We start from the raw sequence: 22631 nt of genomic DNA on the forward strand, positions 1-22631 counted from the left end.
AAAGTGTGACGCATATTGCTTTTGGTCATTATCTGCACAGTAAACGGTGGTATACTGTGCAGGTCTTGTCTAAAAGCGAGGATGCTATGTCTACTCAACTTGATCCCACCCAACTGGCCATTGAATTTTTACGCCGTGACCAGAGCAATCTTTCACCTGCCCAATACCTCAAACGTCTGAAACAACTAGAACTTGAATTCGCTGATCTGCTTACTCTCTCTTCTGCTGAATTAAAAGAAGAAATCTACTTTGCCTGGCGTTTGGGCGTGCATTGATTCTGACTGAACGCAGTTAGTGTGCCCCATCGACCTGGATTAATTCCAGTCCAGGTCTGACGACTTTCTTCTGACTTCTCCCATTTTTACCCGCTTGATCTTGTTTAAAAAGAATACAAATCGCAGGTTGTGTTAAAACGCCGGCTTAGTCTTATGAGATTATTCTTATCGCCCCTTCAAGAGCTAAGCCACTGTGAGTGCCGGAGATAAGCGCCGGATGGGGTAGAAACCCTTAAGTCTGTGTTGAACAGACTTAAGGGTTTTCTTATTTCTGAACGAGCCACTTTTTTACCTATCTCTTAAATAGTCATTTTCAATACAACTTTTTCTTTTCCATCACAGTCTTAAATGTCCTCCGGTAATAATCATTAACTAACAATGAGATACCTAATTCTTAGCGTGCCTGTTAAGCCGCACATCAGGGTCTATGCTTATTAAATGCAGGCAAAAAGCATGTTTTACGGTAAAGCCCCTGTGTTTGCCGGGTTGAACTGATAATCATTATCACTAACATGCTGTTATACGCTGAAAGCGATGAAGTGAGGTAAATCGATGGACATGCATTCAGGAACCTTTAACCCAGAGGATTTCACCTGGCAAGGCTTAACGCTAACCCCCGCAGCGGCGGTACACATCCGTGAGCTAGTGGCGAAGCAACCAGGCATGGTCGGTGTGCGCTTAGGTGTGAAGCAAACGGGCTGCGCGGGCTTTGGCTATGTACTCGACAGTGTTAGCGAGCCGGACAAAGACGATCTGCTGTTTGAACACGACGGCGCGAAGCTGTTCGTCCCCCTACAAGCAATGCCGTTTATTGATGGCACGGAAGTTGATTTCGTTCGCGAAGGACTCAATCAGATATTTAAATTTCACAACCCGAAAGCCCAGAATGAATGTGGCTGTGGCGAAAGCTTTGGGGTATAGGCGGTACTATGTCTCGTAATACTGAAGCAACTGACGATGTCAAAACCTGGACCGGCGGCTCGCTGAATTATAAAGAAGGATTCTTCACCCAATTAGCGACTGATGAACTGGCTAAGGGCATAAACGAAGAGGTAGTGCGCGCAATCTCGGCGAAGCGTAATGAGCCGGAGTGGATGCTGGAGTTTCGTCTCAACGCCTATCGCGCATGGCTGGAGATGGAAGAACCGCACTGGCTGAAGGCGCACTACGACAAGCTGAATTATCAGGATTATAGCTATTACTCCGCGCCTTCATGTGGTAACTGCGATGACACCTGTGTTTCTGAACCGGGCGCGGTGCAACAAACTGGCGCGAACGCCTTTTTAAGTAAAGAGGTTGAAGCGGCATTTGAGCAGTTGGGCGTTCCCGTACGGGAAGGCAAAGAGGTGGCGGTGGATGCCATTTTCGATTCTGTTTCGGTTGCCACCACTTATCGCGAAAAACTGGCGGAGCAGGGGATCATTTTCTGTTCCTTTGGCGAGGCGATTCACGATCACCCGGAACTGGTGCGTAAATATCTCGGCACCGTGGTTCCGGGGAATGACAACTTTTTTGCCGCGCTCAATGCAGCGGTGGCTTCCGACGGTACGTTTATTTATGTGCCTAAAGGCGTACGCTGTCCGATGGAGCTTTCTACCTATTTCCGCATTAACGCAGAAAAAACCGGGCAGTTTGAGCGCACCATTCTGGTAGCCGACGAAGACAGCTACGTCAGCTACATTGAAGGCTGCTCCGCACCAGTGCGTGATAGCTACCAGCTACACGCGGCGGTGGTGGAAGTCATCATCCATAAAAACGCCGAGGTGAAATATTCCACGGTGCAAAACTGGTTCCCTGGCGATAACAACACTGGCGGTATTCTCAACTTCGTCACCAAGCGTGCTCTGTGCGAAGGCGAAAACAGCAAAATGTCGTGGACACAATCGGAAACCGGTTCAGCCATTACCTGGAAATACCCAAGCTGCATTTTGCGCGGCGATAACTCCATCGGTGAGTTCTACTCGGTGGCGCTGACCAGCGGTCATCAGCAAGCTGATACCGGCACCAAGATGATCCACATCGGTAAGAACACCAAATCGACCATTATCTCGAAAGGGATCTCTGCCGGACACAGCCAGAACAGTTATCGCGGGCTGGTAAAAATCATGCCGACGGCAACCAATGCGCGCAACTTCACTCAGTGCGACTCAATGCTGATTGGCGCTAATTGCGGGGCGCATACCTTCCCGTATGTCGAATGTCGCAATAACAGCGCACAACTGGAGCACGAGGCAACGACATCGCGTATTGGTGAAGATCAGCTGTTTTACTGCCTGCAACGCGGGATCAGCGAAGAAGACGCCATCTCGATGATTGTTAACGGTTTCTGCAAAGACGTGTTCTCGGAACTGCCGCTGGAATTTGCCGTTGAAGCACAAAAACTCCTCGCCATCAGTCTTGAACACAGCGTCGGATAAGGAATAAACATGTTAAGTATTAAAGATTTACACGTCAGCGTGGAAGATAAAGCTATCCTGCGCGGATTAAGCCTCGACGTTCGTCCCGGCGAAGTTCACGCCATTATGGGACCAAACGGTTCGGGCAAAAGTACCTTATCGGCAACCCTTGCCGGGCGTGAAGATTATGAAGTGACGGGCGGCACGGTGGTGTTTAAGGGCAAAGATTTGCTAGAGCTGTCGCCGGAAGATCGTGCAGGCGAAGGGATCTTTATGGCTTTCCAGTATCCGGTGGAAATCCCTGGCGTCAGTAACCAGTTTTTCCTGCAAACGGCGCTCAATGCGGTGCGTAGTTATCGCGGTCAGGAAACGCTCGACCGCTTCGATTTTCAGGATTTGATGGAAGAGAAAATCGCCCTGTTGAAGATGCCAGAAGATTTATTAACCCGTTCGGTTAACGTTGGTTTTTCCGGTGGCGAGAAAAAGCGCAACGATATTTTGCAAATGGCAGTGCTGGAGCCGGAGTTATGCATTCTTGATGAGTCGGACTCCGGGCTGGATATCGATGCATTAAAAGTGGTTGCCGATGGCGTGAACTCGCTGCGTGACGGCAAGCGTTCATTCATCATTGTTACGCACTACCAACGCATTCTTGACTACATCAAGCCTGATTACGTCCACGTGCTGTATCAGGGGCGAATTGTGAAATCCGGCGATTTTACGTTGGTCAAACAACTGGAGGAGCAGGGTTATGGCTGGCTTAGTGAACAGCAGTAACGTGCTGCAACAGTGGCATCACTTGTTTGAGGCTGAAGGGGCAAAACGCTCCCCGCAAGCTCAGCAGCATTTACAACAATTGCTGCGTACCGGTCTGCCGACGCGTAAACATGAGCACTGGAAATATACGCCGCTGGAAGGGCTGACCAATAGCCAGTTTGTCAGCATTGCGGGGGATATATCTCAAGAGCAGCGTGATGCCTTAGCCTTAACGTTAGACGCCGTGCGGCTGGTGTTTGTCGATGGACGTTACATGCCAGCACTTAGCGATGCAACTGAAGGCAGCGGATATGACGTGAGCATAAACGACGAACGCCAGGGGCTGCCCGATGCCATTCAGCCAGAAGTGTTTCTGCATCTGACGGAAAGCCTGGCGCAAAGCGTTACGCATATTGCTGTGAAGCGCGGTCAACGGCCTGCAAAGCCATTGCTGTTAATGCATATTACCCAGGGCGTGGCAGGTGAAGAGGTGAACACAGCCCATTACCGCCATCATCTGGATCTGGCGGAAGGCGCGGAAGCGACAGTGATTGAACATTTTGTCAGCCTTAATGATGCCCGCCATTTTACCGGCGCGCGCTTTACTATCAACGTCGCAGCGAACGCCCACTTGCAGCATATCAAGCTGGCGTTTGAAAACCCGGTCAGCCACCACTTTGCCCATAACGATTTGCTGCTGGCAGACGATGCCACCGCATCTAGCCACAGTTTTCTGCTTGGTGGCGCTGTGTTACGGCACAACACCAGTACGCAACTTAATGGCGAAAACAGTACGCTGCGGATTAATAGCCTGGCGATGCCGGTGAAAAATGAAGTGTGCGATACCCGCACCTGGCTGGAACACAATAAAGGTTTTTGTAACAGCCGCCAGTTGCACAAAACTATCGTCAGCGACAAAGGGCGCGCGGTATTTAATGGTTTGATTAACGTCGCGCAGTATGCCATCAAGACTGACGGCCAGATGACCAATAATAATCTGCTGATGGGCAAGCTGGCGGAAGTGGATACCAAACCGCAACTGGAAATTTATGCCGATGATGTGAAATGCAGCCACGGCGCAACGGTCGGGCGTATTGATGATGAGCAAATGTTCTATCTGCGTTCTCGCGGGATCAATCAGCAGGATGCCCAGCAGATGATCATCTATGCCTTTGCCGCCGAACTGACGGAAGCCTTGCGCGATGATGGTCTTAAACAGCAGGTGCTGGCTCGAATCGGCCAACGGCTGCCGGGAGGTGCAAGATGACTTTTTCCGTTGAGAAGGTGCGTGCCGATTTTCCGGTGCTCTCGCGTGAGGTAAACGGTTTGCCGCTGGCTTATCTCGACAGCGCCGCCAGTGCGCAGAAACCGAGCCAGGTGATTGACGCCGAGGCTGAATTTTATCGTCACGGCTACGCGGCGGTGCATCGCGGTATTCATACGTTAAGCGCCCAGGCGACCGAGAAAATGGAGAACGTGCGTAAGCGTGCATCGCTGTTTATCAATGCCCGTTCGGCGGAAGAGCTGGTGTTCGTCCGTGGCACTACGGAAGGGATCAATCTGGTCGCCAATAGCTGGGGCAACAGCAACGTACGTGCGGGCGATAACATCATCATCAGTCAGATGGAACACCACGCTAACATTGTTCCCTGGCAGATGCTTTGCGCGCGCGTTGGCGCAGAGTTGCGGGTGATCCCGCTTAACCCAGACGGCACGCTGCAACTGGAGACACTGCCTAATCTGTTTGATGAGAAAACCCGCCTGCTGGCGATTACTCACGTGTCTAATGTGCTGGGGACGGAAAATCCGCTGCCGGAAATGATCACACTTGCGCACCAGCATGGCGCAAAAGTGCTGGTGGATGGCGCTCAGGCAGTGATGCATCATCCGGTGGATGTGCAGGCGCTGGACTGCGACTTCTACGTTTTTTCCGGGCATAAACTGTATGGCCCCACCGGCATTGGAATTCTTTATGTTAAAGAAGCCTTGTTGCAGGAGATGCCGCCGTGGGAAGGGGGCGGATCTATGATTGCCACCGTCAGCCTTAGCGAAGGTACTACCTGGACCAAAGCGCCGTGGCGGTTTGAGGCCGGCACGCCCAATACGGGGGGGATTATTGGTCTTGGTGCGGCGCTGGAGTATGTGTCAGCTCTGGGGCTTAACAACATTGCTGAGTACGAACAGAATCTGATGCATTACGCGCTGTCACAACTGACAGCGGTGCCGGATCTTACTCTGTATGGGCCACCGGACAGACTTGGCGTTATCGCCTTTAATCTCGGTAAACATCATGCCTATGATGTTGGCAGTTTTCTTGATAACTACGGTATCGCTGTGCGTACCGGCCATCACTGCGCGATGCCGTTGATGGCGTTTTATAACGTTCCGGCTATGTGTCGGGCGTCGTTGGCTATGTATAACACCCATGAAGAAGTGGATCGTCTGGTGACAGGATTGCAACGCATTCATCGTCTGCTGGGATAACAGGGAGGCTCTATGGCTGTATTGCCGGATAAAGAAAAATTGCTGCGTAATTTTTTACGCTGCGCCAACTGGGAAGAGAAATATCTCTACATTATTGAACTGGGTCAGCGTCTGCCGGAATTACGCGATGAAGACAGAAACCCGCAAAATAGTATTCAGGGCTGTCAGAGTCAGGTATGGATTGTAATGCGCCAGAATGCGCAGGGAATTATTGAATTGCAGGGCGACAGCGATGCCGCCATTGTGAAAGGGCTTATTGCGGTTGTTTTTATTCTCTACGACCAGATGACGCCGCAGGATATTGTTAATTTTGACGTGCGCCCGTGGTTTGAAAAAATGGCGCTCGCTCAGCATCTCACCCCATCTCGTTCACAAGGTCTGGAAGCGATGATTCGTGCAATCCGCGCCAAAGCCGCTGCACTTAGCTAAACTAAAGGAACAGCTTTCATCCGGATGACTCACATTGCCGGATGGTCGATGTTTACTCTGACCAGCACAGGAGTGTTTCGGCTTCAGGTAAGCAAAAGCGCCATCCGACGTCTTAGCGTGAGTCTCCGGCAAATACAGGAGGTTTACAATGAAACGCGCGTCTCTGCTTACACTGACTCTTATCGGTGCTTTTAGCGCCATACACGCTGCCTGGGCGGTAGATTATCCGCTCCCACCAACCGGAAGCCGACTGGTTGGGCAAAATCAAACGTATACGGTGCAAGAGGGGGATAAAAACCTCCAGGCCATCGCCCGACGTTTTGATACTGCGGCAATGTTGATTCTGGAAGCCAATAACACTATCGCTCCGGTGCCAAAACCAGGTACGACAATAACCATTCCTTCGCAACTGTTATTACCTGATGCGCCGCGTCAGGGGATTATTGTTAACCTTGCCGAGCTGCGTCTTTATTATTATCCGCCAGGAGAAAATATCGTGCAGGTCTACCCGATAGGCATTGGCTTGCAGGGACTGGAAACGCCAGTGATGGATACGCGGGTTGGGCAGAAAATCCCTAACCCTACCTGGACACCGACCGCTGGTATTCGGCAGCGTTCGCTGGAGCGTGGCATAAAATTACCGCCAGTCGTTCCAGCAGGGCCTAATAACCCACTAGGACGCTACGCAATGCGCCTGGCGCACGGCAATGGCGAATATCTCATTCATGGCACCAGTGCGCCGGACAGCGTTGGTTTGCGCGTCAGTTCGGGCTGTATTCGTATGAACGCACCGGATATTAAAGCGTTGTTCTCCAGCGTGCGGACGGGGACGCCGGTGAAAGTGATCAATGAGCCGGTGAAATACTCTGTAGAACCGAACGGAATGCGTTATGTGGAAGTGCATCGACCACTATCGGCAGAGGAACAGCAGAACGTTCAGACGATGCCGTATAAACTGCCCATTGGTTTTACGCAATTCAAAGATAATCAGGCTGTTGATCAGAAGCTGGTGGATAAAGCCTTATATCGTCGGGCGGGATATCCGGTCGCGGTAGGCAATGGAACGACACATGCCAGCAACGCGCCCGCAGTTGAGTCAGCTCAAAGTGGCGAACCTGAGCAGGGCAATATGTTACGCGCGACGCAATAACAGTTATTAGCAGGCAAAAAAAATGGCGCACAATGTGCGCCATTTTTCACTTCACAGGTACTATTACTTGCGGTATTTAGTAGCCATGTTGTCCAGACGCTGGTTAGCACGAGCTGCGTCATCTTTAGCAGCCTGAACGTCGGAACGCATTGCGTTCACGTCGTTGCTCAGCTGGTCAACTTTAGCGTTCAGAGTCTGAACGTCAGAAGACAGCTGATCGATTTTAGCGTTGCTGGAGCAACCTGCCAGCAGAGTAGAACCCAGGATTACCGCGCCCAGTACCAGTTTAGTAGCTTTCATTATTAATACCCTCTAGATTGAGTTAATCTCCATGTAGCGTTACAAGTATTACACAAAGTTTTTTATGTTGAGAATATTTTTTTGATGGGAAGGCACTTATTTTTGATCGTTCGCTCAAAGAAACATCGAACGCTGGGTTTTAGATAAAAAAATTGAGAGAAAACAGGATGCTTCCATCGGATTCATCTTAGATAAAGTGAGATTATATAGTGAAATCCGATTTGATTTTTTATTGCTTCTGGTTATCGATTAAATAAAAAAAGCGCCCATCAGGGCGCTTGGATATACAAATTAATTCACAAAAGCAATATTACAGGACGTGAACAGATGCGGTGTTGGTAGTGCCGCTCGGTACAAGTGCACCGGAAACCATTACTACTACGTCACCTTTGTGCGCCAGACCGCTCTGCAGAGCCAGTTCTTTACCCAGACGGTAGAAATCATCAGTAGAAGTGATCTCTTTGACCAGCTGCGGCACAACGCCTTTGCTCAGTACCAGCTGATGTGCAGTTTTTTCGTTCGTGGTCAGCGCCAGGATGGTTGCATCCGGGAAGTATTTACGCACTGCACGAGCAGATTTACCGCCCTGGGTTGCTACAACGATCAGCGGAGCATCCAGTTTTTCAGCAGTTTCAACCGCACCACGGCAAACTGCTTCGGTAATGCGCAGTTTACGGTTGTCGTTGTTGAACTCGAGACGGCTGTTCATCACGCGGTCGGTACGTTCGCAAATGGTTGCCATGATAGAAACAGCTTCCAGTGGGTATTTACCTTTTGCGGATTCACCAGACAGCATTACTGCGTCAGTACCGTCGAGGATGGCGTTCGCGACGTCACCGGCTTCTGCGCGGGTCGGGCGTGGGTTTTTGATCATGGAATCCAGCATCTGGGTCGCAGTGATAACGACTTTACGTGCGCGGATACATTTTTCGATCATCATCTTCTGGGCGAAGATAACTTCTTCAACCGGGATTTCTACACCCAGGTCGCCACGAGCAACCATGATGCCGTCAGAGGCTTCGAGGATTTCGTCGAAGTTGTTGAGGCCTTCCTGGTTTTCGATTTTGGAGATGATTTGGATGTTTTCGCCGCCGTGCGCTTTCAGGTGTTCACGGATTTCGATAACGTCAGAACGCTTACGGATAAAGGAAGCAGCAACAAAGTCTACGCCTTGTTCGCAACCAAAGATGAGATCCTGTTTGTCTTTTTCAGCCAGTGCCGGCAGGGCAATAGAAACGCCAGGCAGGTTCACACCTTTGTTTTCGCCCAGGTCACCGTTGTTCAGTACCTTACAGATAACTTTGTTACCTTCAATGGCGGTAACTTCCATACCGATCAGACCATCGTCAACCAGTACGGTGTTGCCGACGGACAGGTCAGAAGTGAAACCTTCATAAGTTACCGCAACCATTTCGCTGTTGCCGATAACAGATTTGTCAGTGGTGAAAGTAAAGGTCTGGCCTGCTTTCAGAGAAACGTCATTACCGCCTTCCAGTTTCATGGTGCGGATTTCCGGACCTTTGGTATCGAGCAGGATAGCGGCAGTTTTGCCGGTTTTGCTCATCACGTTGCGCAGATTCTGAATGCGCTGACCGTGTTCTGCATAGTCACCATGAGAGAAGTTCAGACGCATGACGTTCATGCCCGCGTCCAGCATTTTAGCTAACATCTCTTCAGATTCGGTTTTTGGTCCGATGGTGCAAACAATTTTGGTCTTTTTCATGACAGTCTTAGTCTTTAAGTTGAGAAGGATAGGAGAAACTTGCTTTCTGGGCGCACTGCCGGAAAGCGAATCCGGTATTACGAAAGTGATGGTGCCTCGCTCTAAGGATAGGTGACATCGAAAAAGCGTGCAGAGGAATGTGTGCTTGTGTCTCAGCCCAACGTGAGTGCCTGTTTTTGAGTCGTTGAGTTCTACAGTCCAAAGTGCTGAAACCATTCAAGAGTCAATTGGCGCGCATTATACGCTGAAATTAATCCAAAAGGAAAACAAAAACAGCGTTTCAAAAAATATACAAGTCTCCAGACAATAAATTGTTATCAAAGATTTAATGTTACAGGGAAAAGATTACGCAAAAACTTCGGTGTTTGCGCAACGTCACGAGGTAAGGTCGCCAGCCTGGGGAGTAGTGAATGTTCATCAGGTGTATAAATACACCATCGCTCAATCACTACAGTCAAAATAGTTTATAACGTTATTTATATGATTTTGTTTGATTTTTGTTTAATTGATTAGATTGATATATGCTGATAGTTGGCATGATAAATAGGTACAAAGAATGGGAAATCGGACAAAAGATGACGAACTGTACCGCGAGATGTGCAGGGTAGTCGGTAAAGTTGTGCTGGAAATGCGCGATTTGGGGCAGGAACCAAAACATATTGTCATCGCTGGCGTATTACGCACGGCTTTAGCCAATAAACGTATTCAACGCAGCGAACTGGAAAAACAGGCGATGGAAACCGTCATTAACGCGCTGGTAAAATGACCATTCAGGATGAAGTGCAACACTTCATCCTGATATGTTTATTTCAATCGCAGCCACAGCTAATTTTCATAAATAGCAACTGATGAAATTATATGAGTTTCGATATGTATTAAAGTGCATAACGGGAATGTTATTTTTATTTTCTGGAATGAATATCACAAATAATTGTCACTTAAATGAAATTAATTTCAGATGATAATAAATATCAGTTCACTTTTAATTTCTCACTTTGTGAATTTAATTGATAATGATCAATGTTAAGCCCTCAGAATAATCACATTATTTTTTCTCCTAACCATAAAGGATTAGTTTATTGGCGTTAATTCTTTTCTCATGCACTATCAGGTTAGGGAAAATATCTGGTGTTGGGGACAGAGTCAGCAGCGTATTAGTTGAATGCTTAATATCAGGCTGTTGAATTGTCAGCACTGTGTTTGCGAAGAGGATGCGAAATAAATGAACCCGGTTGGTCGTCCACTATTAGATATTGGCTTAACGCGATTAGAATTCTTGCGTATATCAGGAAAGGGTCTTGCTGGTTTAACGATAGCCCCTGCGTTACTGTCACTTTTGGGTTGCAAGCAGGAAGATATTGATAGCGGTACGGTAGGGTTGATAAATACGCCCAAAGGCGTGCTGGTTACCCAGCGAGCGCGATGCACAGGCTGCCATCGCTGTGAAATCTCTTGTACTAACTTCAATGATGGCTCAGTGGGCACTTTTTTCTCCCGCATCAAAATCCATCGTAATTATTTCTTTGGCGACAATGGGATAGGATCAGGCGGTGGTCTGTATGGCGATCTGAACTATACCGCTGACACCTGTCGTCAATGCAAAGATCCGCAATGCATGAACGTTTGCCCGATTGGCGCGATTGCCTGGCAGCAGGAAGAAGGCTGTATTGTCGTCGATCATAAACGTTGTATTGGTTGTAGCGCCTGTACCACTGCGTGTCCGTGGATGATGGCTACCGTAAATACCGAAAGTAAAAAATCCTCGAAATGTGTGTTATGTGGTGAATGTGCAAACGCCTGCCCAACAGGGGCGTTAAAAATTATCGAGTGGAAAGATATTACTGTGTGAATCTTGCAAAGGAAAAAATCATGGCTAACGGTTGGACAGGTAATATATTAAGAGTTAATCTCACGACAGGAAATATTACCCTCGAAGATTCCAGTAAGTTTAAAAGTTTTGTTGGTGGCATGGGATTCGGCTACAAAATTATGTATGACGAAGTACCGCCAGGCACTAAACCTTTCGATGAAGCAAATAAATTAGTCTTTGCTACCGGGCCATTAACTGGCTCTGGTGCTCCCTGTAGTTCTCGCGTAAATATCACTTCGCTTTCCACCTTTACCAAAGGGAATTTAGTTGTTGATGCCCATATGGGTGGCTTTTTTGCCGCGCAAATGAAATTCGCTGGATACGACGTTATTATTATCGAAGGGAAAGCGAAATCACCGGTTTGGCTGAATATTAAAGATGACAAAGTTACCCTCGAAAAAGCAGATTTCCTATGGGGTAAAGGGACGCGAGCCACGACGGAAGAAATTTGTCGTTTGACCAGCCCGGAAACCTGTGTGGCAGCTATTGGTCAGGCAGGTGAAAACCTTGTGCCGCTCTCTGGCATGTTGAATAGCCGTAATCACAGCGGCGGCGCGGGAACTGGCGCAATAATGGGTTCGAAAAACCTCAAAGCGATTGCAGTTGAAGGGACTAAAGGGGTCAACATTGCCGATCGTCAGGAGATGAAACGTCTCAATGACTACATGATGACCGAACTTATCGGTGCGAATAATAACCATGTGGTGCCAAGTACGCCGCAATCGTGGGCGGAGTACTCCGATCCCAAGTCTCGCTGGACGGCGCGTAAAGGTCTGTTCTGGGGAGCGGCGGAAGGTGGCCCGATTGAAACGGGCGAGATCCCGCCAGGCAATCAAAATACCGTGGGTTTTCGCACCTATAAATCCGTTTTTGACTTAGGTCCGGCAGCAGAGAAATACACGGTAAAAATGAGCGGCTGCCACTCTTGCCCGATTCGTTGTATGACCCAGATGAACATTCCTCGGGTCAAAGAGTTCGGCGTGCCCAGCACCGGCGGTAATACTTGTGTAGCAAACTTTGTCCATACCACCATCTTCCCGAACGGGCCGAAAGATTTTGAAGATAAAGACGATGGTCGCGTCATTGGCAATCTGGTTGGTCTGAATCTGTTCGATGACTACGGTCTGTGGTGTAACTACGGACAGCTACATCGAGATTTTACGTATTGCTACAGCAAAGGCGTGTTCAAACGCGTTCTGCCTGCTGATGAGTATGCGGAAATTCGCTGGGATCAGCTGGAAGCGGGCGACGTTAACTTCATTAAAGATTTTTACTACCGTCTGGCGCATCGCGTGGGTGAGCTGAGTCACCTGGCTGATGGCTCATATGCCATTGCGGAACGCTGGAATTTGGGCGAAGAGTATTGGGGCTACGCGAAAAATAAACTCTGGTCGCCGTTTGGCTATCCGGTTCATCACGCTAATGAAGCCTCGGCGCAAGTTGGTTCCATTGTTAACTGCATGTTCAACCGCGATTGCATGACGCACACCCACATTAACTTTATTGGCTCCGGTCTGCCGTTGAAATTGCAGCGTGAAGTGGCGAAAGAGCTTTTTGGCTCTGAAGATGCTTACGACGAAACCAAAAACTACACGCCGATCAATGACGCAAAAATTAAATATGCCAAATGGTCGCTGTTGCGGGTCTGTTTGCATAACGCCGTCACCCTGTGCAACTGGGTCTGGCCAATGACCGTTTCGCCGCTGAAGAGCCGTAATTACCGTGGTGACCTTGCTTTAGAAGCCAAATTCTTCAAAGCGATCACCGGTGAAGAGATGACCCAGGAAAAATTAGATTTAGCCGCTGAACGTATATTTACACTGCATCGCGCTTACACGGTAAAACTGATGCAAACCAAAGATATGCGTAACGAGCACGATCTTATTTGCTCCTGGGTATTCGACAAAGATCCGCAGATCCCGGTCTTTACTGAAGGAACTGACAAAATGGATCGCGACGATATGTACGCGTCTCTCACGATGTTCTACAAGGAAATGGGCTGGGATCCACAGCTCGGTTGCCCGACACGTGAAACGTTGCAACGTCTGGGGCTGGAAGATATTGCCACCGATCTGGCTGCACACAATCTGCTTCCAGCATAAGGAATGGGTGAGATGAACCATCAGGATGAGTTGCCGCTATCTGGAGTCAGCGACGTTGACGAGGCGAAGCGTCAATGGTTGCAGGGTATGCGTCACACCGGAGATACGGTCAGTGAAGACGTCGCAGAACCAGAACCGACGGAAGTTCTGGCAGAGTTTATCCGCCAGCATTCGGCTGCGGGTCAACTGGTGGCGCGTGCCGTGTTTCTCTCGCCGCCATATTCGGTTGCTGAAGAGGATCTGTCTTTTTTGCTGGAAGGCATAAAACAGAACGGAGACTACGCGGATATCGCCTGTATCACGGGAACTCACGATGATTACTATTACTCAACGCAGGCCATGAGCGAAAACTACGCGGCGATGTCTTTGCAAGTTGTGGAGCAGGACATTTGTCGCGCCATTGCTCACGTCGTTCGCTTTGAGTGCCAGACGTACCCGCGACCCTACAAAGTCGCCATGCTGAGGCAAGCGCCATATTACTTCCAGGAAGCGCAGATTGAAGCCGCGATCGCCGCGATGGATGTTGCCCCTGAATATGCCGATATACGCCAGGTGGAGTCATCGACGGCGGTGCTGTACCTGTTTAGCGAGCGGTATATGAGCTATGGCAAGGCTTATGGTTTATGCGAATGGTTTGAGGTTGAGCAGTTTCAGAATCCCTGAAATTTCAGGGAAATGTCATGGACAGGGTGGACAGTTGCAGCCACTGCATTAGGGGATAATCAGATGTCCTTCACTCGACGCAAATTTGTTCTGGGGATGGGAACAGTAATCTTTTTTACTGGCTCTGCGTCTTCTCTGTTAGCGAACACCAGGCAAGAAAAGGAAGTTCGGTATGCCATGATTCACGATGAGTCACGGTGCAATGGTTGTAATATTTGCGCCCGAGCATGTCGCAAGACCAATCACGTTCCGGCCCAGGGAAGCCGTTTATCGATAGCACACATTCCAGTTACCGATAACGACAACGAAACGCAATATCACTTTTTTCGCCAGTCATGCCAGCACTGTGAAGATGCTCCTTGCATCGACGTTTGCCCAACAGGGGCGTCGTGGCGTGATGAGCAGGGGATCGTACGGGTAGAAAAATCGCAGTGTATCGGCTGCAGTTATTGCATTGGCGCTTGCCCGTATCAGGTTCGTTACCTTAACCCTGTGATTAAAGTGGCGGATAAATGTGATTTCTGCGCCGAGTCCCGGCTGGCAAAAGGTTTTCCGCCCATTTGCGTCAGCGCCTGCCCGGAACACGCATTGATCTTTGGTCGCGAAGATAGCCCAGAAATTCAGGCGTGGTTACAGGAAAATAAATACTATCAATATCAGCTACCTGGTGCCGGGAAACCGCATTTGTATCGCCGGTTCGGTCAACATTTGATTAAGAAGGAAAATGTATGAACCCGTCGCAAAATGCTGAACAGTTTCAGAGCCAGTTGGCGAACTATGTACCACAGTTCACCCCTGAATTTTGGCCGGTGTGGCTGGTCATTGCCGGGCTATTGCTGGTTGGAATGTGGTTAGTCCTGGGGCTGCATGCTTTGCTTCGTGCTCGTGGTGTGAAGAAATCAGCCACCGATCATGGCGAGAAGGTTTATCTTTACAGCAAGGCGGTCAGATTATGGCACTGGTCGAACGCATTACTCCTCGTATTGTTGCTGGCAAGTGGGCTAATTAATCACTTTGCGCTGGTGGGCGCAGCTGCGGTCAAAAGTCTGGTTGCTGTGCATGAAGTTTGTGGATTCTTGTTACTGGTATGCTGGCTTGGCTTTGTTCTGATTAATGCCGTTGGGGGTAATGGTCACCACTATCGCATTCGTCGTCAAGGGTGGCTGGGGCGAGCGGCGAAACAAACGCGATTTTATCTGTCTGGCATTATGCAGGGGGAAGCGCATCCTTTTCCGGCGACAATGCAGTCTAAATTTAATCCCTTACAGCAGGTAGCCTATGTCGGGGTGATGTATGGATTACTGCCGTTGTTACTGGTGACGGGGCTGCTGTGTCTCTATCCGCAAGTCGTGGGAACTGTGTTTCCTGGCGTAAGATACTGGTTATTACAGGCGCATTTTGCTCTGGCATTTATTAGCCTCTTTTTCATCTTCGGTCATCTCTATCTTTGCACTACGGGGCGTACTCCGCACGAAACCTTTAAATGTATGATCGATGGCTATCACCGACATTAACGTATGATCATTACGCGAGAGAACCTGCGAGAGTGGCGTGTAGGAGCGGTAATGTACCGCTGGTTTTTGCGCCATTTTCCGCAGGACGGCAGCTATGTCGATGTTCACCATGCGCTGATCGACGAAGGGTATACGGACTGGGCAGATAGTCTGGTTGAGTATGCATGGAACAAATGGCTGACAGACGAAAACTTTGCCCGCCAGGAAGTTTCCTCTATGCAAAAGCTGGTCCCAGAACCGGTGGAACCAACATTTTGCCGCCAGCTCTCCAGTGCCGAGGATAACGCACGCGTCGGATGTTGCGACGATAACGCCAGAATAGTTACAGCAGGTTATGCGGCGCAAATTGCCAGCACGGGCTACAGCGTACGGATGGCTAGTGTGGGTTTTAACAGCCATATTGGCAGCTCAGGCGAGCGTGCCCGCGTGGCAGTGGCGGGTAACTCGACTCGAATCAGCAGTGCCGGAGAGGGTAGCCGTATTGCGAATGCCGGGATGCGAGTACGCGTCTGTACTCCAGGTGAAAGGTGTCATGTTGCCAGTAATGGCGATCTGGTACAAATTGCCAGCTTTGGCGCGCACGCGAAAATTGCTAACAGTGGTGATAATGTTCACATCATTGCCAGCGGTGCTAACTCAACAGTAGTCAGTACGGGCGTGGTTGACTCGATTGTCCTCGGGCCTGGTGGCAGCGCCGCACTGGCATATCATGGCGGCGAAAGAGTGCGCTTCGCCGTCGCCATTGAAGGTGAAAACAATATCCGTGCCGGAGTCCGCTATCGTCTCAATGAACAGCATCAGTTTGTTGAGTGCTGATAGCTTTATCTTTAATCAACCGAAAGACGCCGACGTGCACGGGATGCAGGTTTTACTATGGCCTGCGCCATAGCCTCGCCAATTTCTGCACAAGCCGTAAGTCCCTGGACGAAAGGCCGGTTGTGCATCAGCCAGGGTAAAGCACCGAACGCCACGCGACCACGAACTTCTTCAGGTTGCTGTAGCGTATAATCTTCACCAACATCAGGGATTTCCTCGCCTGTTTTCTGCAATTGTTCGCGTAGCCCAGGGAAAGGAATATCTTTCACTTTGAGTGGACGTTGACCTCGGGCATCAATAAAAACATCAAACGAGTAGCTGTTATCCGCTGTTTTCAGAATTGTGCGTGTTTCGTTGTTTTCCATCTCGTAGTCCTCACCGAGGGCGAGAATATGAATGATCCCCGCTTCGCGTAAGGCCAGTAATCGTCTTATAGATTCTGAAGGGATTGCCGCATAATTATCGATAAAGACTCTGGCAAGACCTTTACTGAATCGCTTATGGTCGTGTTCATTCAGATGCGGCACAATTTCCTGTACAGCTTCATGCAAACGCAGAATGACATAACGCCAGGGGACGGTATGTTTTTGCCGTTTATTTTGCTCGACTTCGGCTAAGTTTTCTTCCGCCCAGCCAAAAGGGTCATGCTGTTTACGCTCGGCAAACCAGGTTTGCGCAAAGGTATCGACATTGAGGCGTTCTAACGCTATGCGTTGGCTCCAGCCTGGATCGACAGAATTAATTTCTTGCTGTATCAATTTGAATACCCGATCCAACAGGCCTTCCGCACCTTTTTCTATTTCTGTATTTAAGGCCTGTTCTGTGACGATGCGTAACGGTTCGTAGGGGATGGGACAATAGAAATCGGCTTCCGGTAAAATGCCCGTGCGCGACATCAACGTAATGTGCAGATTTTCACTGTTGCTATCACGTTGAAAGCTAACTCGTTGTTTATCTTCTTCAATAAACGAACCATGCTGAATGGCCACTGCCATTGCCGCATCCAGTCCGCTCAAGGATGTTCCCATAATGCCCACGTTACAGGCATCGACCTTTGCTTCCATCAGACCCGACCACGGGCTGGGAAAATACGTTCGGGTTGCTTCTTCTTCATCAGGCCAGACGTGACCGGTGGCTATTACCGCTAAATCAAACGTCTCTGTGGGTAAATCCTGATTTGTAGCGAGCATGACGCCAGCGTCTGTAATTTGCAGATCGGTAACCTGGCATGATTCATAAATAGCCACTTCAAATTTTTGCTGTCGCGCCTGATCTACTAATCGTAAAAATCGATCGCGGAAATATTCTCCCAACAGAATTCGCGGTAAAAACTGACGGTCGTGCAAGGTTTCCTTTTTAACGCCGTAACGTTGTAGATGGCTGGCATCTTGTTTTTGTAACCATTCCAGATAAGTACAATAAATCGTTGGTATTTCAATGCTGGCAATATTTGCCAGCATTAATTTAGAGTTTTCTTCGTCGTTGTACGGCATCCCGACACCGGCCTCGTCAGCCTGTTCGAAGATGGAAATAGAAAGTGGCGTTGGTTGCTGTAATAGCGAGAAGAGAGTGTAGATCCCTGTTGGCCCCGCACCCACAATGGCGATTTTTTTCATCATTACTTACCTGTATGTATTCTTTTGAATTTAGTGTTATCAGATAAGTTTGGTTGAAATCTTTAGAAAATGAGAAATTTCAGACAGGGATGAAAAGGGCGCCAACCGCCCTTCATGGAGACTTGTCAGGCGAGTTTTGCCTGATTGATTTTACTTAATGGTTCATTGACATCGAAAACTTTGGCGACAACTTCCTCAACGCCAAGATTTTTCAGTCGGGCAGTATGTTTTTCCAGATAGGCAAGGGCGCTTTTTTCATCAGTGAAAAGGTAGATCCCACCGGCTTCGTGGTTCTTTTCACTTTCTGTCCATACCTTCCACAGAAAACCAGGTTCCTGATTAATCGACTCAGCAAGCGGTTTAAGCTGTTCGGCCATTTCATCGCCAAAGGGGCCATTAAATGCAAAGTGAAGCTGTAACAAAGTCGCCATAGCGATTCTCCTTCTGATAACACATACAAAATAGTATAAATTTTTTAATGTGTTGGATACAGAGAAGAAACAAGGGAATACAAGGAGAGAGGAGACCAGACTAAAAAATCTGGTGCGTCCGAGTGGACTCGAACCACCGACCCCCACCATGTCAAGGTGGTGCTCTAACCAACTGAGCTACGGACGCAGTATGGTGCGTTCAATTGGACTCGAACCAACGACCCCCACCATGTCAAGGTGGTGCTCTAACCAACTGAGCTATGAACGCAACGTTGTAGGTGACAACGGGGAAGAATATTAGCGGCAGAGTGGGAAGGTGGCAAGAGGCAAAGCGTAATTTTCTGCGGTATTTCGACCGTTTGCAGAGCTTTTAAGCAAATTGGCTATATTTTGTTGATTTGCAAGGGTGATTTTTGGTCAGAGTCATTTTCACATCTGACACAACCCACTATCTCACGCATCAGGATATAAACCGAGTCGTTTGCCAGCAAATCAATTCTATCGTGGATAAATCCTCCGTAGCCTTTACACTTAGGTAGCGATAAGGGCACACAGATGCAGCAAAGGAATAAATCATGGGATCTGATGCAAAAAACTTGATGAGCGACGGGAAAGTGCAAATTGTTAAGACCGGCGAGGTCATTGGCGCGACTCAACTTACTGACGGTGAGTTGCTCGTTGAGACAGGCGGAAGAGCTGAAAACACCGTAGTGACAGATGCGGGCTGGCTGAAAGTGGAAACTGGTGGGATCGTCAGAGGCACACAGTACGGCAACAATGGCACGTTATCAGTCGGTGACGGTGCAATTGCCACAGACATCATTCAGTCCGACGGTGGAGCAATTAGCCTCTCAACGCTCGCTACTGTTAATGGCCGCCATCCCGAAGGAGAATTTAGCGTTGATCAGGGCTACGCCTGCGGTTTGTTACTGGAGAATGGCGGTAACCTGCGCGTACTGGAAGGCCATCGGGCAGAAAAAATTATTCTCGATCAGGCTGGTGGTTTATTGGTCAACGGGACGACTTCATCTGCAATAGTGGATGATGGCGGTGAATTGCTGGTTTACCCTGGTGGAGAAGCTTTCAACAGTGCAATTAACCAGGGCGGAGTCTTTATGCTGGCGGGAAAAGCCTGCGATACGACGCTTGCGGGCGGAGCCATGAATAACATAGGCGGAGAAGATATTCATACCCTCGTTGAGAACGAAGCCGTTTATCGCCTTGGGACAGACGGTCTACAGCTCTATAGTTCCGGTAAGACAAAGGATTTGGCGGTTAATGCCGGAGGCCGTGCTGAAATTCATGCTGGTACGCTGGAAAATGCACTGCTGAAAGGTGGCTCGATGATTGTCATGTCTCCCACCAGCGCGGACGATAAATTTGTCGTGGAAGAGGATTGTGCGCCAGTTGAACTGATGGGGAACGTTGCCGTACAAGAAGGTAGCTCTTTGATTATTGGTTACGGTGCTGATTTACAACAGTCAACGGTTACGGTACAGCCGGGAGGCGTGATGATCCTCGATGGCAGTACGGTAAAAGGTGACAATGTCACTTTTCGTGTTGGTGAATTAAACCTTGATGGCGGAAAAGTTTGGCTGATCACGGCAGCAGCCACACATGTGCAACTGAAAGTGAAACGACTGCGCGGAGAGGGAACGATTTGCCTGCAAACCAGCGCGAAAGAAATTTCGCCTGACTTCATCAGTGTGAAAGGGGAAGTTAGTGGCAGTATTCTCGTTGAGATAACGGATGCCAGTCGGCTACCAATTTGCAGTGTGCTTAAACTGCAACCTGACGAAGACAGGATTGGCGCAACGCTCCAGCCCGAATAAAAACTAAGGCGCAATCTGTGAAGGTTGCGCCTTGTTTTTTAGCGAGCTGCTCGTTGCAGAATGATGGCTGATGGCAGACGTTGCAGGAAACGCATACGCAGCATCATCATAATAGCGGCAGAAGTCAGGCCAATAATAAAGCCGATCCAGAAACCTGCTGGCCCCATTGGCTCAACCACCAGATCGGTCAGCGCCAGAATGTAGCCGCTCGGCAAGCCTAATACCCAGTACGCCGTAAAGGTAATATAAAAAATCGACCGCGTATCTTTATAACCACGCAAAATCCCACTGCCGATAACCTGTATGGAGTCAGAAATCTGATACACCGCCGCCAGCAACATCAAATGTGCCGCCAGCGTTACGACCTCAGGATTATCGTTATACAGCAGGGCAATCTGCTCCCGTAGTGAAACCGTGAAAATTGCGGTCAGAGTCGCCATACAAACGCCAACCATAAGCCCTGTTCGCGCGGCTGTTTGTGCATCCAGCGTTGAGCCCTGACCCAGACGATAACCAACACGGATGGTTACCGCTGCGGCCAGCGACATTGGAAGAACGAACATCAACGAACTGAAGTTCAGTGCAATCTGGTGGCCTGCCACATCGATAATACCGAGTGGAGATACCAACAGCGCCACTACAGCAAACAGTGTCACTTCAAAGAACAACGCCAGCGCGATAGGTAGACCAAGCTGCACCAGCCGTTTCAATGCGGCAGGATCGGGTTTAGCGGTGCCTTTTTCGTTGCGGATATCGCGCATGGAACGGGCATGTTTAATATAAAAAACCATGGCGAGGAACATCACCCAATACACAGCCGCCGTCGCTACACCACAACCGACGCCACCGAGTTCAGGCATTCCGAAATGACCATAAATAAAGATATAGTTAACCGGAATGTTCACCAGCAGGCCAATAAAACCCATCACCATCCCAGGTTTGGTTTTTGCCAGACCTTCACACTGGTTACGCGCGACCTGGAAGAACAGATAGCCCGGAGCACCCCACAGCAGTGCACGCAGGTAACCTACCGCTTTATCGGCGAGTGCCGGATCGATATTTTGCATGGAGCGGATGATATAACCCGCATTCCACAGAACCACCATAATGAGCACTGAGACAAAGCCGGCTAGCCAGAAACCTTGTCGTACCTGATGCGCTATGCGTTCACGGCGACCAGAACCATTCAATTGCGCAATCACTGGCGTCAACGCAAGCAGCAGTCCGTGACCGAAAAGAATAGCCGGGAGCCAGATAGATGTACCAATGGCGACCGCCGCCATGTCGGTGGCGCTATAGCCGCCCGCCATGACAGTATCGACAAAACCCATCGCTGTTTGGGCGATTTGCGCGAGAATCACCGGGATTGCTAATGCTAATAACAGACGCGCTTCACTGATATACTTCTGCACGTGAACACCTTTTATATTGTTGTTATATGAGAGACTAAAAAGCCGCCTGAATGGGCAGCAAAAAGAAGAAGCAGGGGAAATTCAGTCTATTGTAGCGAGGATTTATTAATTCTCCAGTGAAAAAATAACCATTCAGCCCCCTTTACTGGTAAGGGTGTTTCCCACCTGCTATTGTGCTGAACAGAATGCCTTAACTGATTTCAGGAGTTGTAAGTATGTTTACGGGGATAGTGCAGGGCACTGCAAAACTGGTGTCGATTGACGAGAAACCAAATTTTCGTACTCATGTGGTTGAGTTACCTGACTATATGCTGGATGGTCTGGAGACCGGTGCATCTGTGGCACACAACGGTTGTTGCCTGACCGTGACGGAAATCAACGGTAACCATATCAGTTTTGATCTGATGAAAGAGACGTTACGCATTACTAATCTTGGTGATTTACAGGTTGGGGATTGGGTAAACGTAGAGCGTGCGGCTAAATTCAGTGATGAAATTGGCGGACATTTAATGTCGGGTCATATTATGACCACCGCTGAAGTAGCGAAAATATTAACCTCTGAAAATAATCGCCAGATCTGGTTTAAAGTGCAGGATAGTCAGTTGATGAAATATATCCTGTACAAAGGATTTATCGGAATCGACGGTATTAGCCTGACCGTGGGCGAAGTAACGTCAACACGTTTCTGCGTGCATTTAATTCCAGAAACGCTGGAACGTACCACTCTCGGTAAGAAAAAACTCGGAGCGCGCGTCAATATCGAAATCGATCCACAAACTCAGGCAGTGGTAGATACGGTAGAACGTGTGCTGGCGATGCGGGAAAAGGCGCAGAATCAATAACGGACTGAAATATGATATCG

23 protein-coding genes and 2 tRNA genes are annotated in these 22631 nt (G+C 49.0%); 17 read left to right on the forward strand and 8 right to left on the reverse strand.

Annotated elements, in window-relative coordinates:
• Nucleotides 1–86: 86 nt before the first annotated feature.
• From BEG40_RS02390 to ldtE, 8 genes are all read left to right on the forward strand, one after another.
• On the forward strand, nucleotides 87–275 hold the full coding sequence (locus BEG40_RS02390) for a YdiH family protein (protein WP_001296104.1): 189 nt from the start codon (nucleotides 87–89) through the stop codon (nucleotides 273–275).
• Nucleotides 276–827: 552 nt separating this feature from the next.
• On the forward strand, nucleotides 828–1196 hold the full coding sequence (gene sufA, locus BEG40_RS02395) for a Fe-S cluster assembly scaffold SufA (protein ID WP_000367151.1): 369 nt from the start codon (nucleotides 828–830) through the stop codon (nucleotides 1194–1196).
• 8 nt (nucleotides 1197–1204) lie between these two features.
• Nucleotides 1205–2692 (forward strand): Fe-S cluster assembly protein SufB, encoded by a 1488-nt coding sequence (sufB, locus tag BEG40_RS02400; RefSeq protein WP_105284819.1) that lies wholly within the window; start codon nucleotides 1205–1207, stop codon nucleotides 2690–2692.
• A 9-nt stretch (nucleotides 2693–2701) separates the two neighbouring features.
• Nucleotides 2702–3448 (forward strand): Fe-S cluster assembly ATPase SufC, encoded by a 747-nt coding sequence (gene sufC / locus BEG40_RS02405; protein ID WP_000948880.1) that lies wholly within the window; start codon nucleotides 2702–2704, stop codon nucleotides 3446–3448.
• A complete protein-coding gene (gene sufD, locus BEG40_RS02410; protein ID WP_000908090.1) occupies nucleotides 3423–4694 on the forward strand; it encodes a Fe-S cluster assembly protein SufD in 1272 nt (423 codons plus the stop codon). Before sufC ends, sufD begins: the two co-directional genes overlap by 26 nt.
• Nucleotides 4691–5911, forward strand: a complete 1221-nt coding sequence (gene sufS, locus BEG40_RS02415) for a cysteine desulfurase SufS (protein ID WP_016158184.1) — start codon at nucleotides 4691–4693, stop codon at nucleotides 5909–5911. Before sufD ends, sufS begins: the two co-directional genes overlap by 4 nt.
• Before the next feature lie 12 nt (nucleotides 5912–5923).
• Nucleotides 5924–6340, forward strand: a complete 417-nt coding sequence (gene sufE, locus BEG40_RS02420) for a cysteine desulfuration protein SufE (RefSeq protein WP_000279732.1) — start codon at nucleotides 5924–5926, stop codon at nucleotides 6338–6340.
• A gap of 148 nt (nucleotides 6341–6488) precedes the next feature.
• Entirely contained in the window at nucleotides 6489–7490 is a 1002-nt protein-coding gene (gene ldtE / locus BEG40_RS02425) for a L,D-transpeptidase LdtE (protein WP_105284820.1), read from the forward strand.
• Nucleotides 7491–7553: 63 nt separating this feature from the next.
• Here ldtE and lpp read toward each other — a convergent pair whose 3' ends face one another.
• From lpp to ynhH, 3 genes are all read right to left on the reverse strand, one after another.
• Complete coding sequence (gene lpp / locus BEG40_RS02430) at nucleotides 7554–7790, reverse strand: murein lipoprotein Lpp (RefSeq protein WP_000648420.1); 237 nt, start codon at nucleotides 7788–7790, stop codon at nucleotides 7554–7556.
• A gap of 310 nt (nucleotides 7791–8100) precedes the next feature.
• Nucleotides 8101–9513: a pyruvate kinase PykF gene (pykF, locus tag BEG40_RS02435; protein ID WP_010346010.1), complete on the reverse strand. Its 1413-nt coding sequence runs from the start codon at nucleotides 9511–9513 to the stop codon at nucleotides 8101–8103.
• Between the two features lie 7 nt (nucleotides 9514–9520).
• Nucleotides 9521–9715 (reverse strand): protein YnhH, encoded by a 195-nt coding sequence (gene ynhH / locus BEG40_RS22015; protein WP_242664678.1) that lies wholly within the window; start codon nucleotides 9713–9715, stop codon nucleotides 9521–9523.
• 354 nt (nucleotides 9716–10069) lie between these two features.
• Between ynhH and fumD the strand changes: the two genes are divergently transcribed.
• From fumD to ydhT, 7 genes are all read left to right on the forward strand, one after another.
• Nucleotides 10070–10279, forward strand: coding sequence for a fumarate hydratase FumD (gene fumD, locus BEG40_RS02440; RefSeq protein WP_000528337.1), 210 nt, complete (start codon nucleotides 10070–10072; stop codon nucleotides 10277–10279).
• A 456-nt stretch (nucleotides 10280–10735) separates the two neighbouring features.
• Nucleotides 10736–11362 carry a ferredoxin-like protein gene (locus BEG40_RS02445; protein WP_105282555.1) on the forward strand — a complete coding sequence of 209 codons (627 nt, stop codon included), beginning with the start codon at nucleotides 10736–10738 and terminating at the stop codon, nucleotides 11360–11362.
• Between the two features lie 20 nt (nucleotides 11363–11382).
• Entirely contained in the window at nucleotides 11383–13485 is a 2103-nt protein-coding gene (locus BEG40_RS02450) for an aldehyde ferredoxin oxidoreductase (protein WP_001273565.1), read from the forward strand.
• Between the two features lie 12 nt (nucleotides 13486–13497).
• A complete protein-coding gene (locus BEG40_RS02455; RefSeq protein WP_010355674.1) occupies nucleotides 13498–14148 on the forward strand; it encodes a YdhW family putative oxidoreductase system protein in 651 nt (216 codons plus the stop codon).
• Nucleotides 14149–14211: 63 nt separating this feature from the next.
• Nucleotides 14212–14880, forward strand: a complete 669-nt coding sequence (locus BEG40_RS02460; RefSeq protein ID WP_105284871.1) for a 4Fe-4S dicluster domain-containing protein — start codon at nucleotides 14212–14214, stop codon at nucleotides 14878–14880.
• A complete protein-coding gene (gene phsC, locus BEG40_RS02465) occupies nucleotides 14877–15662 on the forward strand; it encodes a thiosulfate reductase cytochrome B subunit (protein WP_105284821.1) in 786 nt (261 codons plus the stop codon). Before BEG40_RS02460 ends, phsC begins: the two co-directional genes overlap by 4 nt.
• A gap of 3 nt (nucleotides 15663–15665) precedes the next feature.
• Nucleotides 15666–16478: a protein YdhT gene (gene ydhT / locus BEG40_RS02470; RefSeq protein WP_105284822.1), complete on the forward strand. Its 813-nt coding sequence runs from the start codon at nucleotides 15666–15668 to the stop codon at nucleotides 16476–16478.
• 11 nt (nucleotides 16479–16489) lie between these two features.
• Here ydhT and BEG40_RS02475 read toward each other — a convergent pair whose 3' ends face one another.
• The 4 genes from BEG40_RS02475 to BEG40_RS02490 form a co-directional block, all read right to left on the reverse strand.
• On the reverse strand, nucleotides 16490–18094 hold the full coding sequence (locus tag BEG40_RS02475; RefSeq protein WP_105284823.1) for an FAD-NAD(P)-binding protein: 1605 nt from the start codon (nucleotides 18092–18094) through the stop codon (nucleotides 16490–16492).
• A 125-nt stretch (nucleotides 18095–18219) separates the two neighbouring features.
• Complete coding sequence (locus tag BEG40_RS02480) at nucleotides 18220–18525, reverse strand: monooxygenase (protein ID WP_105284824.1); 306 nt, start codon at nucleotides 18523–18525, stop codon at nucleotides 18220–18222.
• A 110-nt stretch (nucleotides 18526–18635) separates the two neighbouring features.
• Nucleotides 18636–18712 (reverse strand) — tRNA-Val (locus BEG40_RS02485).
• A gap of 4 nt (nucleotides 18713–18716) precedes the next feature.
• Nucleotides 18717–18793, reverse strand: a tRNA-Val gene (locus tag BEG40_RS02490).
• 307 nt (nucleotides 18794–19100) lie between these two features.
• On the opposite strand from BEG40_RS02490, the gene BEG40_RS02495 reads away from it, so the two are divergent.
• A complete protein-coding gene (locus BEG40_RS02495) occupies nucleotides 19101–20357 on the forward strand; it encodes an AIDA repeat-containing protein (protein ID WP_105284825.1) in 1257 nt (418 codons plus the stop codon).
• Nucleotides 20358–20395: 38 nt separating this feature from the next.
• Here BEG40_RS02495 and mdtK read toward each other — a convergent pair whose 3' ends face one another.
• On the reverse strand, nucleotides 20396–21769 hold the full coding sequence (mdtK, locus tag BEG40_RS02500; protein ID WP_105284826.1) for a multidrug efflux MATE transporter MdtK: 1374 nt from the start codon (nucleotides 21767–21769) through the stop codon (nucleotides 20396–20398).
• Nucleotides 21770–21984: 215 nt separating this feature from the next.
• Here mdtK and BEG40_RS02505 point away from each other — a divergent pair, with 215 nt between their 5' ends.
• Nucleotides 21985–22611 (forward strand): riboflavin synthase, encoded by a 627-nt coding sequence (locus BEG40_RS02505; RefSeq protein ID WP_000493960.1) that lies wholly within the window; start codon nucleotides 21985–21987, stop codon nucleotides 22609–22611.
• The last annotated feature ends 20 nt before the right edge of the window (nucleotides 22612–22631 follow it).

This window comes from Escherichia sp. MOD1-EC5495, assembly GCF_002965965.1.
GTDB classification, from domain to species: domain Bacteria; phylum Pseudomonadota; class Gammaproteobacteria; order Enterobacterales; family Enterobacteriaceae; genus Escherichia; species Escherichia ruysiae.